The organism is Paenibacillus sp. cl130 (genome assembly GCF_900116035.1).
GTDB classification, from domain to species: domain Bacteria; phylum Bacillota; class Bacilli; order Paenibacillales; family Paenibacillaceae; genus Paenibacillus; species Paenibacillus polymyxa_B.
The window spans coordinates 310,082-326,328 of sequence record NZ_FOYG01000003.1; the positions used below are offsets into that span (position 1 = coordinate 310,082).

Genomic DNA, 16,247 nt, shown 5'->3' on the forward strand with positions numbered 1-16,247 from the left:
TTCAGAAGATTAAGATTTCAAGGGTAGTGACACATCGTTGTTGATGTTCTCTAGAACGTGATGCAAGCCTAAATGTGCCAGATCATTAATAAAATTAAATTCAAAAATCTTATATTCGAAAAAATATTCAAGCGATATCAGTGAAAGAGGCCTTACACCATAATTTATAGAGGTGTAAGGCTTTTTCTATAAGGGATTACCAAACTTTAATATAATTTTTACCTTTTTTCAAAAGTGTAATCGGCCCTATTGGAGACTTTTCTACTCTCTGCATATCCAACAAATCAGTATCCAGGATCACTTCACTACCATCGGGGCGCTCAAATTCAGCGTCAACGATACGTACCCGTGCTAATGTTGCTGTTGAATGTACTTCACCTAGAAAAACATCGAAATTTTCCGGTAATTCACAGGAAAGATAAACTTCTTCTCCCTTATCAACTATTCTGAAGTTTGGATGAAAGCTTTTGTCAACTATCTTATCTTTTTCTCTTTCAAACGGTTCTGCTCCGGCCAAATACGCATTGTTATTAATATAAACAGGTTGTTCCACCAAGTTAAATATTTCAGCGTCTCCGGGATTTTTGTGTACGTTTTCAATATACTCTTCTAAAGAAGCCGTGTGGTTTTTATAATGGGACGTTCCGACACCTTCTAATCCATCAGCTCCAATGAAAATATTATTATAAAAACGGTCATCACCGCCGTAAATGAAAGAAAAACCTGCGATTTTGGTGCTGTGGGGGAGGTGATACTGTGTAGAACGTGTCATTTCTTTCCAATGATTCATCTTACCGCAGATTAGGTTGTTTATGTAAGCTCCACCCTGTGACACATTGTCCAAAGAATATTCAGAAGCCATTATATTGTGATCAACGATATATGGCCCATGGCTTACTTCAACAAACAAATCACGATTATTGCTATAAAATAAATTCTTACTAATCCTTGTTCCCTGTGTCTGCCAATCTGACCATAATCCTAAAGAGCAGTCATGGATACGGTTATGGTGAATCTGGACATCTATGGCTGCATGGAGCTTGATTCCTGCAATTTCGTGACCGTAGAATTCACGTTTCAGAGCAATTTTATATATATGGTTGTGATGAATTTCACTAAAGACACCGCCCAAGTGACCCACAATTCCATTTTGACCGCAATCATAAATCGTATTATTACGGATAATATGGGAGCCGATTTTTTCCTTGCACCAGCCATTACGTTCAGCAGAAAAGACAGATTCAAGCTGGTACTGGTATCCGGGTTTGTCTTTCCGGACGGAGCGATAATTATGCCCGGTGGAGGCTTCTTTACCAATACTGATGGCGCTGCATTTAGCATCGTGAAGGATATTGTTTTCAATAATCCAACCCTTGCTCCAATTGGCGCCAAGCAGTCCAGGCTGATCCGCTGTCGGAGGTGCCCATGGTGTTGCGGCCTGCGCCATTTCAAAGCCTCTTACTGTAATATAATCAATCCCTGTCTCTTGGGGATAGAAACAAGATCTGCGAACGTTAACCTCAACAAATTCTCTGTTCGGATCAGCGCCTTGGAAATTCGCATATATGGTTGTATTATCAGAATTCACTTCTGCAAACCAGACATATTTTGTCTGTTCCTGATTATGAACAGGAACCATTTTTCTTGTCCAGTGGTCCAATACTTCTGTTGTAACCTTCGGATCGATCAGTTGTTCAAAGCGGCTGACTTCATAAAAAGACATACCGTTTAAATAAACGTCTCCTAAATGCTTGGTTTCCTCAATTGTTACGAGCCAATCTCCGGACACTTCAAGAGCATATGGGTTATAGTTACCAAAAAACTCATTCGGCAATACAACCTTCCAAACATTCCCTTCTGCATGCTGCCAACTTTGAATATGCTCAGAGCCTTTAATGATTACTTTTTCACCTTTTGCAGCTTGATAAGTAATTCTTCTCTTGGTGCTTAATCCTTTAAATTTTGGTTTTACCCATTCACGATATACCCCTCCATGGACAATAACCGTGTCTCCTGCCACAGCAGCAGAAGCTGCTTTATTGATTGTCAGAAATGGATCTTCCTGACTCCCCTGGCCGTGATCTGAACCAGTTTTTGCTACGTGATACTCCATAGTCTTATATCCTCCTTTAAATTCAATTTATTTTATTATAGGAAATAATATTTGTTAATTCTATCCAAAATATAGTACACTTTAAGACAATATTAGTGTTCTGGCAAAGGAGAGTTGTATGGTCTTATTTGAAAAACATGGAATGGAGGGGGAAGAATTCTTTCATTTTTTTCCATTGAAGAATTATAGCTTTCCCCTTCATTTTCACCGCGCTTATGAAATGATCTATGTTAATGATGGACAGCTATATGTATCCATTGATCAAAAAGAGTATCTTTTGAAGGAAAATGATCTGGTCTTTATCTTTACAAATCAAATGCATGAATTTAAGACCATCGATTACTCTGATATTACAATCATCCTTTTTTCGCCAGAATTGATCGGCGACTTTTTTATGAATTTAAAAGGCTTAATTCCAAATGACAGTGCATTGCATTTGGAGAGAGCTATTGATTTTAGTAAGCTGAATTCAATCTATAGCCAGAAAAGTTTTTTATATGCTGTTTGTGCTGATCTGATAAATCAGAAATCGTTTACCCTAGTTAAGCAATCACCTCAGACAAAGGTGCTCTATAAGATGCTGCTTTATGTAGAGGAAAATTATTCTACTGATTGCACATTAAAAGACATTGCAAAATATCTGCAGTATGACTATCCTTATCTATCAAAGTTGTTTGTCCAACAAATGAACATCACCTTCACGGACTACTTAAATCATTATCGGATTTCACAGGCATGCTATTTGCTGAAAAATTCCCAGCAGGCGATTGGTGAAGTTGCAATCAAGTGTGGTTATAACAATTTAAGAACCTTTCATCGTAACTTCAAGGAAATAACCAGGAGAGCGCCTAGAGAATATCGAGCAATGGACTAAAGAAGAACGGCATAAGCATAAGGTGAATGCGTTGAGCACTTTGTTGACCTTCAGCTTAAACTAGCTGGTGATTATGTTGAAAATATAATCATTAATTCTCAACAATCTTCAGATCATAATTTACGATCCTTCTAATCCAAAGTTTTGCTAGCAATAAATTAGAAAATCCATAAACGCAGCCATCCAATTACCAAGAATTTTTCTACATGACGCACACCATTTTAAATCGGTTAATGTGAACAGCTGCGGCAATCCCTTGTCATCTAAAAGCCGTGATTTACGAGGGCTTATCAGGATATCTGGTGAGTGGTTTCAAAGGTTTCGTTTCCTGTCTGGTCACAGGGCAGAAGCTCACTCGGTTGTGATGCGCTCGGCAACAAAAACGATTCGATTCGTACACAGTATACATCACACAACAAATGTTTCCGGTACGTTCGCTGTGGCAGTATTCACTTCATTCTTAAGGGTCAAGTCGCCAAAACTTAAAAATAGCAAGTCTCTTGCAACTTAGAGACTTGCTATTTTGTGTTTTCGGTTCATTAAATTTTGTGAAAAAAAATAGTTCCAAAGTTATGAATTTTCTAAAAATTTATACTTTTAACAGCAAAGGGCACTGCGGTTGGTACGTCATGTCGGAACGAGGAGATTGATTCAAAAAAATTGGTTGGTAAACTTGAGCTTTGAGTTAATAAAAAAATGTCGGATGACAAAAGCCATGTTGCATTAGGAGCCGCCTAAATGACGGCTTTTTTGTTTTAAGAAATCAAGTTCATGCTCCGAGCCAAGGACAAGAACTTGATTATTCCATTGCCGATTAGATATCTACCTATTTAATGCTCACTATACCGACCATCCAGTTGTCGCAGGAGCAGACGACCTCATTCTGGAGCGGTTGAAGCGAGGTTCGTTGACTGTCAAATAAGAAGCCCTTAGTGAGCTTTTTTTAGACAATTCTTTAATAGATAACCCAATTTATAAATTTATACTGTGCAGCTTTGAAAAAGCTCAATAAACTTCTGAGCTGCTGAAGAAAGGGGCAAGTCTTTTTTGATAGCAATACTTAAAAACCTTTTAGGTATGATTTCTTGGATGGGCACTATGAATAGCTGTTGTTGATCCAAATCGCTGCGAACAAAATCCTCGATTACACACGATATGCCCAAACCTTTTTTAGCAAACTCAATTAACAGTTCCATGGTACTCAGTTCTATTTTAGGTATTACTTTTAAGCCATATGAAGTGAAAAAGTTGTCAATATATTTTCTGGTATTAAGTCCTTTCTGCATGAGAATGATCGGGTAATTTACTACTAGTTCTTTTAAGAATATTGGTTTATCACATATTTCTTTAAATCTCTCACCTACTACAAAACAATCTTGTATTTCTATTTTTCCAATCACCGTCAGAGAATCTCTGCTTCCGTTCAGATTGATGATTCCTATGTCAACTTCGCCTGACTCTAGCTGCTTAATTGTAGAATGAGTAGATTGATCTTTGATATAAATCTCGATATTAGGGTAAGCCAAGGAGAATGTCTCTAGGTATTGCATCAAGAAGTTACTACAAGCTGTTGTGCTTACGGCTATTCTTAGTTGGCCAGCATCTAAATTCCTTAATTCCAAAAATTTTCTTTCAGCCGCCTGTAATAACTCATAGCTTTGTTCTACATATTGATATAATATCTCTCCTTCCGCAGTAAGGGACACTCCTTGTGCCCTTCTATGGAACAACTGTCCACCTAGCTTATTTTCAAGCAGTTTTATGGACTGACTAACTGCCGATTGTGATGTAAATAGTTCCTTTGCCGCATTAGACATACTTCCAGCTTTTACTGTGATATAGAAGATCTTATAGAGTTCATAATTAATATCCATATAAGTATTTAGTATACCTCCTATATTTATTATTAATTTTACTTATTATACTGCGTGAATTATACTCGGGTTGTCAATGATTAATCGATAAATTGAGAAGGTGACCAATCTAGTATTCCCATATTTAAGTTATATTATTGACTCATCTGTAGGGGATATTCAATCTTCAGAATTTGAGAGGGGATAATACTGTGAGGCGGGATTACTTTTGCAATGGACACACTTGAAACCGTTCTTTTGGTATTTTCTTTTCTCGTGGTTCTAAAATCGGATAAACGATTTATTGAAGCACTTCGTTCAATTTCAGATTGGCTAATTGATCAAAGTAAGAGAAAGGGGAAAATACATGGCTATCATATTCATAATTTTCGCATTATTGGCAGGAATGGCCTTGCCTACACAATTTAGTGTTAATGCGCAGCTAAGGACGGTGGTGGGATCACCTATTGTTGCTTCGGCCATTTCTTTTACAGTAGGTGCCATCTCATTAATAATCATATCTTTTTTTGTAAAAGGATCGTTGTTCAAAAAAGAATGGTTTGAAGCTCCCTGGTGGATGTGGACAGGAGGACTACTGGGTGCTTTCTATGTATTGGCGACAACCATTCTCATGCCCAGAATAGGAGTAGCAGCTACGGTTGGATACGTTTTAGCTGGACAAATAATCGTGTCGGTGATCATTGATCATTTTGGATTAATTGGTGCTAGTATGCACACTTTGAATATTCCTCGATTATTGGGAGCTCTTTTGGTTATTGCAGGAGTCTTTATCGTACAAAAATTTTAAATACATTTGGGGGAAACGTACATGAGCAAAATAAGAAAAGACTTTCTGTGGGGAGGAGCTATTGCTGCTAATCAAGTAGAAGGTGCACATCGCAGGGATGGAAGAGGGTTAAGTACCGCTGATATTCAGCCGTTTATTCCAGGAGCTGATCCTATTGATCTACATTTTAATAACATGGATTCAGAAACATACGAAAAATACAAACATGGGACATACTATTTCCCTAAGCGCCAAGGAGTACATTTCTACGAACGATACCGTGAGTATATCGATGCGTTAGCAGACATGCATGTAAAAACGTTGCGGTTGTCTATTTCTTGGAGCAGGATTTTTCCGAATGGAGATGATACCGCTCCAAACGAGCAGGGTTTGGCCTTCTATGATCGATTATTTGAGTACATGAAAGAAAAAAATATTGAGCCAATCGTCACGATTTTCCATTATGAAATGCCTTTAAATTTGGTTGAGCAATATGGCGGTTGGACAAACCCGAAACTGATTGATTTCTTCGTGAAGTATGGGGAAACCGTCCTGCAAAGATATCATCAAACCGTTAAATATTGGATCATTATCAATCAAATTAACCTTGTCCACAAAGAGGCATTTGCCTCCCTTGGCATACTGAAAGATAAAGTTGATCATTACGAGCAGTCTCAGTTTCAAGCGGTTCATCACCAATTCGTAGCTTCTGCAAAGATTACTGAGTTTGGCCACAAGCTAAATCCATCCCTTCAAATGGGAATGATGTTGGCCGATACGTTAACCGCCCCTTATTCATGTGAACCTGCAGATGTCGAACTGAATTTCAGACGGAATCGAATGCAATATTTCTACAGCGATGTTCTGATTCGAGGAGAGTATCCAGAATATGCATTGACGTATTTCGAAGACCATGACATCCAGCTGGAAATTACGGAATCGGAGAAAGAGTTGCTTTGGAACAATACAGCCGATTTCCTTGCAGTCTCTTATTACTGGTCAAATACTGTTAAAGCTAGTGAGAATACGATGGACCCTAATTCTACCGTCAAAAATCCCCATTTGAAAGCGAATCGCTGGGGCTGGTCTATAAATGCTTCAGGATTATATCTCTGCATGTCTAAGTATTGGGACAGGTATCATGTTCCCATGATGGTGGCTGAAAATGGTCTTGGATTTAAAGATGTTTTAACAGCGGACAATAAAGTTCATGACGATTATCGCATCGAATACCACCAGGAGCATATTGCAGCACTGAAAGAGGCAATACATGAAGGGGCAGATGTTTTTGCCTATTGTACCTGGGCCCCTTTCGACATCATCAGTGCAGGTACTGCTGAAATGAGCAAAAGATATGGCTTTATTTATGTGGACTATGATGATGAAGGTAATGGAAATGGGCAATTCCATTATAAAGATAGTTTTTACTGGTATAAGCAAGTTATTGATACAAACGGCGAGGATCTTCATAGAACCACCAACGATTAGGATGAGAATCACTAAATGATGAAGGCACCCCCGGATCATTTTGTATCGTTTCAGTAGTACGGTATGTGGAAAATGGTCCGGGCATTTATAATAGGGGGGACAACTATGAGTTATCAAAAATTGGCAAAGGATATTCTGGATGGCGTAGGAGGAAAAGAGAATGTAAATGCGGTGTGGCATTGTGCCACTAGATTGAGATTTAAATTAAATGATGTGAGTACTGCAGATACCAAAAAGATTGAAAACACAGATGGGGTCATTACCGTCGTCAATAGTGCCGGACAGTATCAGGTGGTTGTTGGTAATTCCGTTGCTCAAGTCTATGATGCACTAACATCATTACCTGGAATGGCATTACATGCTTCTAGCAACAATGAAAGCGCTTCAGAAAAACGAACTGGGAAATTTAATCCTGTCAGTCAGTTGATGGATTTTGTTTCGGCCGTATTTACGCCATTTCTGGGAGCCTTGGCTGGATCCGGAATTTTGAAAGGCATTCTAGCTTTATTTACAACAATGAACTGGATATCGACTGACAGTGGTGCGTATAAAATATGGAATGCAGCAAGTGATGCCATTTTCTATTTTTTGCCGATTTTCTTGGCATTTACTGCGGCCAAGAAGCTTAAAGTCAACCCATTCGTAGCCGTTTCGTTAGCTGGTGCACTCATTCATCCGTCTTTAGTAGAGATCGTATCCAATTCACAAACGATTGATTTCTTTGGCATACCGATCATACCAATTACGTATACGGCGTCTGTGTTTCCCATTCTGTTGTCGATTTGGGGCCTCTCTTACTTGGAACCTTTGTTGAACAAATTCTTTCCGGAATCAATTCGTAATATGCTAACCCCTCTGGTTTCTCTAGTGATTATGTTGCCTCTAACTTTGGCTGTTATCGGCCCTCTAGGCACAAAGATCAGTGACCTGTTCGCCATGGTATTGTTAGCAATCTTTGGTTTCTCCCCATTACTTGCTGGGTTGGTTTTAGGAGCGTTCCATCAGTCGATTGTCATTTTCGGAGTCCATTGGGCGCTGATTACGCTGATGATAAACAATGTCGCTAATCAAGGATACGACCAATGGTTGCCAATTGTATGTGCAGCCGTACTTTCTCAAGCAGGTGCTGCTCTAGGCGTATTTTTGAAAACCAAGGATGCCAAAATCAAAGGCCTATCGGGTTCTGCAGCAATCACAGCCATTTTTGGTATCACTGAACCGGCAATTTACGGCGTAACCCTTAAATTAAAGCGTCCATTCTACTGTGCAATGATCGCTGCTGGTATTGGAGGCGCTGTCATTGGATCGTTTGAAGTACATGCATCCACATTTACATTTCCTAGCTTGTTGGCTATTCCAACTTATTTAGGCCAAGGTTTCATTGGAGAAGTCATCGGATTAATTATTGCTTTCTTTGGAGCCGTCATTTTAACTTATTTCTTCGGTGTTTCGAATAAGAGTGTGACGAATTTGAGTGATCAAGCAAATCCAAACGAGGTTGTGGTACCTGTGAATGGCCAAATTGTTCCTTTAAGCAGTGTAAGCGATGAGGTGTTTGCTTCTGAAGCGATGGGTAAAGGAGCAGGGATTGTTCCAATTAGCGGAATTGTTACAGCTCCGGTAAACGGAACGGTAAGCAGCGTGTACAAAACCGGGCATGCGATTGGCATTGTATCTGATTCCGGTATAGAACTTTTGATTCATATCGGTATTAATACTGTGAAATTAAAGGGACAACACTTTAAACCATTGGTTAAGAAAAATGATAGAATTGGCATTGATGACAAATTAGTTGAGTTTAACTTGGAGCAAATTAAGGCTGCGGGTTATGATCCTACGGTAATGGTTATTGTTACGAATTCATTTAATTATGATCAAGTGCATGTGAATCTGGAGGATCCAAATTCAAAACAGTTATTACATGTGATTCCTGCAAAACCTAGCGTTTCATCTTCAAATTTGGTTTAACACAGGACAGCATGGATTTGATCTTGGAAGTAAATTGAAAAAACGTATAACAGCCAGCTATAGCTATTATAGCTGGCTTTTTTTAGTAGATAGTTCTGTTGCTAACGAAGAAAAGGATTAAGAAATTACGAATGCTTGGGTAGTTCAGCAAAGTATTGGACAATAAGGTCTCGAAATAGCCTTATCGACTTCGAGAGGTAATGAGTTTGCTTCTAGGACAATGTAATTCAAAGCCTCTAGAACACGTTCAGCACCAATTGCAAATGTGAACCACATCTGTTGTTCCTCCAACACTCATAACGAAAAATTTTAATGCATACGTGCTTAGTAGTCTCCCCTTCGAAAAGGTATTAGCCGAATGGTGAACAGAATGTTTCTGTAGACTGAAGATCCTTTAGTATGAATTTCAAGTGTTCTCTAGCTGATTGATTCAATGGTTGTAAGGGCAAAGGAAGACTGGGACTTGAGATCAAGCCACTTATTTCTGCTGCTGCTGAAATAACGCGAAGGCTGCCATATTGACGAAATAACGACCAAAGCGGTTCAAGTAGCGCCGAGAGTTGTTTCGCTTCTTCAGCAAAACCGGACTGGGCCAAACGGGTCATTTTTTGGCACGCCCTTGGAAACAAACCACCAAGAACTGAGTACCATACTTCACAGCCTGCATCCAAGCCAGTGACTGCGGATGAGTCTCCACTTACTCCTATAGTTACATGGGGAGGAATGGCCGTTCGCAGTTTTCTAATGCGTGCCTTGGCTGCTTCAGGATCAGAAGGCACTCCAGGAATCTTGATAGAACGAACGTTAGACAGCTCAGCAATCCGACCGTGCAACTCATCACTGAAATGAAAATGTGTAGTCCCCGGATTATCATATACGCAGAGCGGAATAGAGAGCGAGCTTGTCACCTGTTCATACAACGAATATACCTCTTCATTTGTTAATGCCTGGTAAGAAACAGGAGCTAACAGCACTGCGCTTGCTCCTGCTCTTTGTGCATCTTCCGCTAATCGAAGTACTTCAGAAGTACGAATCGCACTTATACTTGTCATCACGGGAATCCCTTCAGATGAATGGACAGCAAGTCGAAGCACACGTAAACGTTCTTCTCGATTAAGATATGCATAATTTCCAGTTGAACCCAATGCACCAATTGAGTCTACACCAGCTGCAACTAATCGTTGAATTAGTGTCACAAATGCTTTTTCGTTAATACCTGTCTCGTTAACTGGCGTGAGTGGAAAAGCAGATAATCCACAGAACATAAAGCTACACTCCTTTATTAATTGACCTTCAAAATACAAACACATTATAAAAATGAATTAGACACAATTAAAGTACCAATTGAGAGACAAATAACAGTACCAATTCTTCTAGACAAACTTAAGATCGAAACAAAGAGATATGAGCATCAAGCTTCAGTCTCAACTTGGATATTACATCTTTTAACAGATCAGGTTAGTTGAGAAAGATAAAAAGCATTCTATATAGAATGCTTTTTATCTTTCTCATGATTTAGTGATGTATGAGAGTGTGTTAATATGCGGTCAAGTACGTTTTCAGTAAGTGGCATAAAGTAATTGAGTATTAGCCCCCCTAAACAAACGGTTAACAAAGTTCCAATGCCAATGGGTCCATTTAAAATGACTGCTATGATCAAGAATATAAGATAGATGAGTGTTCTCGAAAAAAATAGATTTGTTCTAGTAAATTCTTGTATGATTAATGTTAATCGGTCAACTGGAATTGGTGCAAAATTTGTCTGTAAATATGTTGCAGTTCCTAATCCTACAACAACTAAACCAATTCCAAAACAAACAACTTTGCTGTACCATAGTTCAGGTGTTATTAAATTGTGTAATAAAAAAAGCCACATATCAATACCAATACCCGTTATAAATGCTGTTAACAACCCCAAAACTTCAGGTCTTTGTCTTTTTAAAAGCGAATTACAACATATCAATATTATAGCTATTATGATTTCCCAACTTCCCACAGTAAGCCCCACATTTATGGACAGTCCTACCAAAAGTGCATCAAAAGGTGAAGTCCCAAGGTCTGATTGTATAGTGAACGAAATTCCAAGGGATAATATAAAAATTCCTAATACGAAAAAAACATATTTCACATTACTCGACCTCTTTAAAATAATTTTATGTTGCAAATGCAATAAAAATAAGGTAAATTCAATATATATCATTTTTATTGCATTTGCAACAAAATAGGTTCGAAGGAGTTAACTATGAAGGAAGTGCTTCGTGAAATTGGAATGATCGCAAGGGCATTAGATTCTATAAGTAATATAGAATTTAAAGAATATGACCTTACAAAAGGGCAGTATTTGTACCTTGTGCGAATATGTGAAAACCCAGGAATCATTCAAGAAAAGTTAGCCGAGATGATAAAAGTAGATCGAACAACTGCATCTCGTGCTATAAAAAAACTTGTAATTAATGGCTTTATTGAAAAGAAAGAAGATAACCATAACCAAAAAATTAAAAAACTCTATCCAACAGATAAAGGAAACAATGTATATCCTTTTATAAAAAGAGAAAATGATTATTCCAATAACATTGCATTAGAGGGATTTTCGGAAAGAGAAGTAGAAACCATTTTCAATCTTCTTCAAAGAGTAAGAGAAAATATAGGGGATGACTGGGAATTTGTAAAAAAGGGGAACAAAAGAAATTATTGATTTACATGAAGGAGAGATGCATTAAAGTGACTGTGAAAATAATAAAGTGCAGCCGTGAAGATTTACAAATACTCCAAGAAATAAGTATTGAAACATTCAACGATACTTTTAAAGATCAGAATTCACCTGAAAATATGAAAGCCTATTTGGAAAGAGCATTTAACTTTAAACAGTTGGAGGAGGAATTGTCCAACGACTCTTCAGAAATCTTTTTCATCTATTTCAATGAAGAACTGGCTGGATATTTAAAGGTAAATATGAATGACGCCCAATCCGAAAAACTGGGTGATGAGTCGCTCGAAATTGAGAGGATTTATATAAAAAATAAATTTCAAAAACATGGGCTTGGTAAATATCTGCTAAATAAAGCTATGGAAATTGCGATGGAACATAATAAGAAGAAAATCTGGCTCGGTGTATGGGAAAAAAATGAAAACGCCATTGCTTTTTATAAGAAAATGGGGTTTGTTCAAACTGGCGCACACTCTTTTTATATGGGTGATGAAGAACAAATTGATTTCATAATGACCAAAACAATGATATAAGTTTAGGATGATATACGAATTCTTATTAATTTTTATATTGTAATTTATTCACTAATGTGTATAATGTTAACTATAATTGAATTCAAAAATGTTTTCTAGGGTTCCGCGATGTAATATCGGCTGGTCCGAGAGAAAACTCACAGTCGTCGTACTGTGCCACGGAGGGATAAAAGCCTGGGAGAAAAACTGCTGTATGCAGTATTCTCTCAGGCTTTTTTTATTGCTGCTATAAATCCATACTACATTTGCAGCATTATCAAAAAGGAGGAAGCACAGAATGAACAAGACATGGTTATCTGTTGTAATTGCGGCATTATTTGAAGTTGGATGGGTCATCGGCCTGAAACATGCCAGCGGATGGTTAGAGTGGGGGGGCACTTTAGTTGGAATTTTAGTAAGTTTCATACTCATGATTATGGCTTCCCGTACGCTTCCGGTAGGTACGGTGTATGCAGTGTTTGTCGGGTTGGGAACGGCCGGCACTGTATTGGCAGAAATTTTGTTGTTTGATGCTGAGGTACAGGGATCTAAATTGTTGCTAATCGGGGTGCTTCTGCTCGGAGTTGTAGGGCTCAAAATACAGAGCAAAGAGAAGAAACAAGGAAAAGAGGTGCACTGACGTATGAACTGGGTATTTCTAATTTTGGCAGGCGTATTTGAGATGATGGGAGTTCTCATGATTAATAAGCTCCATAAAGATCGGAATTTCCTGTCTGCTTTTTACTTGCTTGCAGGCTTTGGATTGAGCTTCTTGTTTCTATCCCTGGCCATGGAAACACTACCCATGGGAACGGCCTACGCTGTCTGGACCGGTATTGGGGCTTCTGGCGGGGCCATATTGGGCATGATCTTTTACAGTGAACCGCGTAATACCGCGAGAATTCTGTTCATTGCGATGGTACTCGGTTCAGCAGTTGGCCTAAAGCTGGTAAGCTGATTAATGATGGAATTAGACATACTGGTCATCTTAGAACAGCAGCGAACTATCTGAATGCTTATGGACTATCATTAAATTTAAAAATAGATAGAAAAGACCAGCGTGCAGACAAAGTATCGATAAGAAATTTTGTCTGCATGTTTTTTTTGCATTTGCTTATCCTTCTATACTCTGATCTTTAGGATCGCCGCGTTGTGTTTTCAGTTTTAGAAAATGAAGAGTCATTTGAAGCTTCAGACGAATATCACCATCGCTTAGATCAATCTCAAAAAGCTCACGTATCCTGTTGATTCGATAGAACAAAGTATTTCTATGAATAAAAAGTGTTTTAGCAGCAATATTTGGAGTGTCCACATATTGAAGATAGGCTTCAAGGGTAGACAGCAAACTTGTTTTGTGGGCATTGTCATAAGCAATTAACTTTTGGATAACTGGATGGCAGAAGTCAGCGAGATCGTTCTGTTCCGATATGATTTTTCCAATATGCTCGCAGAGATAGTCCTCATACATATACACTGGCTTGTTAGAATGAAGTTGGAAACCAATCTCGATGGCGGTTAGGCATTGCTTATAATATTTTCGCAAAAAGGTTAAATGACTAAAGCAGTCACTCAGCGAAGCAGTTATGCCGTTTACTTGGAGAAATTCCAGAATTCGTTTGTCTTCAGCAATGATTTTACAGGATGAATCAACGAGGGAAATGAGAAATACAATACGTCCCTGATATACGATCCAACGGCTATCCGGAAGTAATTGGATCATATGCTGTGCAACCAACTGAACTTTCCCGTCAAAAAAGCCGTTCTTCAGGTCTGTCAAGGTCATCACTCTCAGGTAAGGTGTAAGCGTCCATTCCAGATGAGCCAGTCGCATTGCGATGACATTAGCATCATTGAGCTCGCCTGTAAGCAGTTCGGAAAGCAAAAAACTATGCATCATTCCTTGATTGCAATTATAAAAGTCGTTCTTTTGCAATTCTACCGAAACTAGCTCACAAAGAAATTGTACGAGTTCAAAATCAATATCTGTAAATTTACGATCCAGTTCCATAACACTGACCTGCGCGAATTCTATACCATGTACGTACACAAAAGCTGTTATCCAACAGTCGTTGGTCTCGGGATCGCGTGAATAATAAGGAGTAAGAGCCATACGGGTTAATTCGTACAGATTGGATTTCTTCATGCTCTCAATATTACTGTCAAGAATATAACCCAAATTTCGCTGCTGTTCGATATCAGGTCGGCTGGGGATGGAGGCCTGACACATAGCGAGTAACTTATAGCCTGCGTCGACAATGATTACCGGATTACCAAAGATGCGTGAGGCCTCGTTTGTCAAGTATTGTAAACCTTTGTTTGAGTAAAGTGCGGATATCAGAGTGTGCATATGCTCAATGAGCCGATTCTCATGAGCAAGTATAGATGAAATCTTTCCCGAAAGATCCAGCAGATCCAGTCCATTTGGCAGAAGGGTAAGACAAGTATAAGAGTCTACAAGTGCATCACAATCCTGAATGCAGAAAAGAGGAGTGTCTGTAGGAAAGTCCTTTGGCAAATCCGAAAGCTTGCCTATATAAGCGGTGTCAGCCTGGAAAATGGAACTCAACCGCAGGATAGTAAATTCACTGATTTCTTTTGTTTGCATGGCCTCTTCGGGCAAGGAAAGATAACAGTCGCTAAGTTTTCTGATTATTTTTTGAATTTTCACGAGAGCAGCCTCCAAAAGCTTTTTAATCCTTGTGCAATATTACAAAACATCGTCACTATATTGGACCATATTTAAATTCCAGCACATGGGATATAACGTTTTTATTATATATACTGAAATTATTACACGCTGCAATAAATGACACTTTAATCAAAAAATGAGTAATATTGTTTAAAATCAGAACTCTGTGAGGGAATAGTTTTGGAATTATGTGAGGAAATTTATGCGAAATTAGTGGAGAAAGCTGAAACTCTCGCATGGATTTGCTTCAGGATCTATGCCTAACAAATACAAATTGCAGGAGGATATTAATGAAAATTTTAGGGATCAGTTGCGGTAGAAGGATGAGTAATTCAGAAATCCTTGTGAAGGAAGCTCTGATGGGTGCTGAAGAGATAGGTGCCGAGGTAGAGCTTATACGTCTTAATGACCTGCAAATTAAACCTTGCACCGGTTGTAATGCTTGTGTAGTCAGCCTGCTTGAAAAGTGTGGCTCAGGAGATTGTGTGATAAAGAACGATGATTATGGATTTATTGAAGAAAAAATAATGGAATGCGACGGGTTAATTGTGAGCTCAGCCATTTATGAGAAGAGTCCGAGTGGACTGTTGAAGACTCTGAATGACCGGATGGGCCCTTCCCATGATATTGCCTTCCGAATGATTGCCAAGAAGCAACGCGAAGAAAGAGGAATAACTACTGGTAAAGGCCCAGATGAAAGAAGCTTTAAACAAAGAGTGGCTTCTCTTATAGCTGTAGGTGGGAGTGAGTGGGACACACTTGCTCTGCCGATGCTCCATCTTTTCACGCTGCCGATGCAAATCAATGTTGTAGACAAAATGCTGGTCAATTGGGTTGGCTTGCCTGGATCAGTAGTCTTCAAGGAAAATGAATTGAACAGAGCTAGGCAATCTGGTCGTCATGTGGCTGAAACACTAATGAACCCGAATACGGAAGCGAAATATATTGGCGAATCTGGTTTATGTCCAATCTGTCATTCCAAACTCGTTGAAATCAGGAATCATGATGATAATTATCCTGCAATATGCGGAATTTGCGGTGTAAAGGGCACTTTGGAGGTTGAACAGGGCAAAGTTAAATTCAATGTCGCGGAAGAAGATAGAGCGCATTCTCATGTTCTAATCTCCGGGAAATTCGAGCATGCGGATGAATTATATAAAGTTTCATTAAAACCTAATTCCAAGGCTGGCGAGTTGCCTGAAAGATTAAAAAAATACAAAAACTATTTATCTTATTCCAGACCTGCTCGTAAATGA

Annotated in this window: 14 protein-coding genes and 1 riboswitch; of the genes, 9 read left to right on the forward strand and 5 right to left on the reverse strand. The window is 38.8% G+C overall.

Annotated features, from left to right (window positions below; genetic code table 11):
• Nucleotides 1–196: 196 nt before the first annotated feature.
• Nucleotides 197–2,113 carry a right-handed parallel beta-helix repeat-containing protein gene (locus BM358_RS10625; protein ID WP_028541275.1) on the reverse strand — a complete coding sequence of 639 codons (1,917 nt, stop codon included), beginning with the start codon at nt 2,111–2,113 and terminating at the stop codon, nt 197–199.
• A gap of 118 nt (nt 2,114–2,231) precedes the next feature.
• Between BM358_RS10625 and BM358_RS10630 the strand changes: the two genes are divergently transcribed.
• Entirely contained in the window at nt 2,232–2,987 is a 756-nt protein-coding gene (locus BM358_RS10630) for a helix-turn-helix transcriptional regulator (protein WP_028541274.1), read from the forward strand.
• 980 nt (nt 2,988–3,967) lie between these two features.
• On the opposite strand, the gene BM358_RS10635 is transcribed toward BM358_RS10630, so the two are convergent.
• Nucleotides 3,968–4,861, reverse strand: a complete 894-nt coding sequence (locus BM358_RS10635; protein WP_023988631.1) for a LysR family transcriptional regulator — start codon at nt 4,859–4,861, stop codon at nt 3,968–3,970.
• A gap of 346 nt (nt 4,862–5,207) precedes the next feature.
• Here BM358_RS10635 and BM358_RS10640 point away from each other — a divergent pair, with 346 nt between their 5' ends.
• From BM358_RS10640 to BM358_RS10650, 3 genes are all read left to right on the forward strand, one after another.
• Nucleotides 5,208–5,648 (forward strand): DMT family transporter, encoded by a 441-nt coding sequence (locus tag BM358_RS10640; RefSeq protein ID WP_023988632.1) that lies wholly within the window; start codon nt 5,208–5,210, stop codon nt 5,646–5,648.
• Nucleotides 5,649–5,669: 21 nt separating this feature from the next.
• Entirely contained in the window at nt 5,670–7,115 is a 1,446-nt protein-coding gene (locus tag BM358_RS10645) for a glycoside hydrolase family 1 protein (protein WP_028541273.1), read from the forward strand.
• A 105-nt stretch (nt 7,116–7,220) separates the two neighbouring features.
• Entirely contained in the window at nt 7,221–9,083 is a 1,863-nt protein-coding gene (locus tag BM358_RS10650) for a beta-glucoside-specific PTS transporter subunit IIABC (RefSeq protein ID WP_028541272.1), read from the forward strand.
• A gap of 350 nt (nt 9,084–9,433) precedes the next feature.
• Here the strand turns inward: BM358_RS10650 and BM358_RS10655 are convergent, their stop codons facing one another.
• Together BM358_RS10655 and BM358_RS10660 are read right to left on the reverse strand one after the other, a co-directional pair.
• Nucleotides 9,434–10,348 carry a dihydrodipicolinate synthase family protein gene (locus BM358_RS10655; protein ID WP_028541271.1) on the reverse strand — a complete coding sequence of 305 codons (915 nt, stop codon included), beginning with the start codon at nt 10,346–10,348 and terminating at the stop codon, nt 9,434–9,436.
• Nucleotides 10,349–10,566: 218 nt separating this feature from the next.
• The gene (locus BM358_RS10660; protein WP_028541270.1) at nt 10,567–11,211 is read right to left on the reverse strand and encodes a YczE/YyaS/YitT family protein; all 645 of its coding nucleotides are present in this window, start codon (nt 11,209–11,211) and stop codon (nt 10,567–10,569) included.
• A 114-nt stretch (nt 11,212–11,325) separates the two neighbouring features.
• Between BM358_RS10660 and BM358_RS10665 the strand changes: the two genes are divergently transcribed.
• From BM358_RS10665 to BM358_RS10680, 4 genes are all read left to right on the forward strand, one after another.
• Nucleotides 11,326–11,778, forward strand: a complete 453-nt coding sequence (locus BM358_RS10665) for a MarR family winged helix-turn-helix transcriptional regulator (RefSeq protein ID WP_028541269.1) — start codon at nt 11,326–11,328, stop codon at nt 11,776–11,778.
• A 26-nt stretch (nt 11,779–11,804) separates the two neighbouring features.
• The gene (locus tag BM358_RS10670) at nt 11,805–12,323 is read left to right on the forward strand and encodes a spermidine/spermine N(1)-acetyltransferase (RefSeq protein WP_028541268.1); all 519 of its coding nucleotides are present in this window, start codon (nt 11,805–11,807) and stop codon (nt 12,321–12,323) included.
• An 84-nt stretch (nt 12,324–12,407) separates the two neighbouring features.
• Nucleotides 12,408–12,506: riboswitch (guanidine-I (ykkC/yxkD leader) on the forward strand.
• A 94-nt stretch (nt 12,507–12,600) separates the two neighbouring features.
• The gene (locus tag BM358_RS10675; protein ID WP_023988640.1) at nt 12,601–12,942 is read left to right on the forward strand and encodes a DMT family transporter; all 342 of its coding nucleotides are present in this window, start codon (nt 12,601–12,603) and stop codon (nt 12,940–12,942) included.
• A 3-nt stretch (nt 12,943–12,945) separates the two neighbouring features.
• A complete protein-coding gene (locus BM358_RS10680; protein ID WP_023988641.1) occupies nt 12,946–13,260 on the forward strand; it encodes a DMT family transporter in 315 nt (104 codons plus the stop codon).
• Between the two features lie 156 nt (nt 13,261–13,416).
• Here the strand turns inward: BM358_RS10680 and BM358_RS10685 are convergent, their stop codons facing one another.
• The gene (locus BM358_RS10685; protein WP_028541267.1) at nt 13,417–14,970 is read right to left on the reverse strand and encodes a PucR family transcriptional regulator; all 1,554 of its coding nucleotides are present in this window, start codon (nt 14,968–14,970) and stop codon (nt 13,417–13,419) included.
• 311 nt (nt 14,971–15,281) lie between these two features.
• Between BM358_RS10685 and BM358_RS10690 the strand changes: the two genes are divergently transcribed.
• Nucleotides 15,282–16,247 carry a flavodoxin family protein gene (locus BM358_RS10690; RefSeq protein WP_049828394.1) on the forward strand — a complete coding sequence of 322 codons (966 nt, stop codon included), beginning with the start codon at nt 15,282–15,284 and terminating at the stop codon, nt 16,245–16,247.

What these genes read in the sequence shown, in the direction of transcription:
- BM358_RS10625 (WP_028541275.1), bottom strand. Translation starts at nt 2,113, where the DNA reads ATGGAGTATCACGTAGCAAAAACTGGTTCAGATCACGGCCAGGGGAGT.
- BM358_RS10630 (WP_028541274.1), top strand. Translation starts at nt 2,232, where the DNA reads ATGGTCTTATTTGAAAAACATGGAATGGAGGGGGAAGAATTCTTTCAT.
- BM358_RS10635 (WP_023988631.1), bottom strand. Translation starts at nt 4,861, where the DNA reads ATGGATATTAATTATGAACTCTATAAGATCTTCTATATCACAGTAAAA.
- BM358_RS10640 (WP_023988632.1), top strand. Translation starts at nt 5,208, where the DNA reads ATGGCTATCATATTCATAATTTTCGCATTATTGGCAGGAATGGCCTTG.
- BM358_RS10645 (WP_028541273.1), top strand. Translation starts at nt 5,670, where the DNA reads ATGAGCAAAATAAGAAAAGACTTTCTGTGGGGAGGAGCTATTGCTGCT.
- BM358_RS10650 (WP_028541272.1), top strand. Translation starts at nt 7,221, where the DNA reads ATGAGTTATCAAAAATTGGCAAAGGATATTCTGGATGGCGTAGGAGGA.
- BM358_RS10655 (WP_028541271.1), bottom strand. Translation starts at nt 10,348, where the DNA reads ATGTTCTGTGGATTATCTGCTTTTCCACTCACGCCAGTTAACGAGACA.
- BM358_RS10665 (WP_028541269.1), top strand. Translation starts at nt 11,326, where the DNA reads ATGAAGGAAGTGCTTCGTGAAATTGGAATGATCGCAAGGGCATTAGAT.
- BM358_RS10675 (WP_023988640.1), top strand. Translation starts at nt 12,601, where the DNA reads ATGAACAAGACATGGTTATCTGTTGTAATTGCGGCATTATTTGAAGTT.
- BM358_RS10680 (WP_023988641.1), top strand. Translation starts at nt 12,946, where the DNA reads ATGAACTGGGTATTTCTAATTTTGGCAGGCGTATTTGAGATGATGGGA.
- BM358_RS10690 (WP_049828394.1), top strand. Translation starts at nt 15,282, where the DNA reads ATGAAAATTTTAGGGATCAGTTGCGGTAGAAGGATGAGTAATTCAGAA.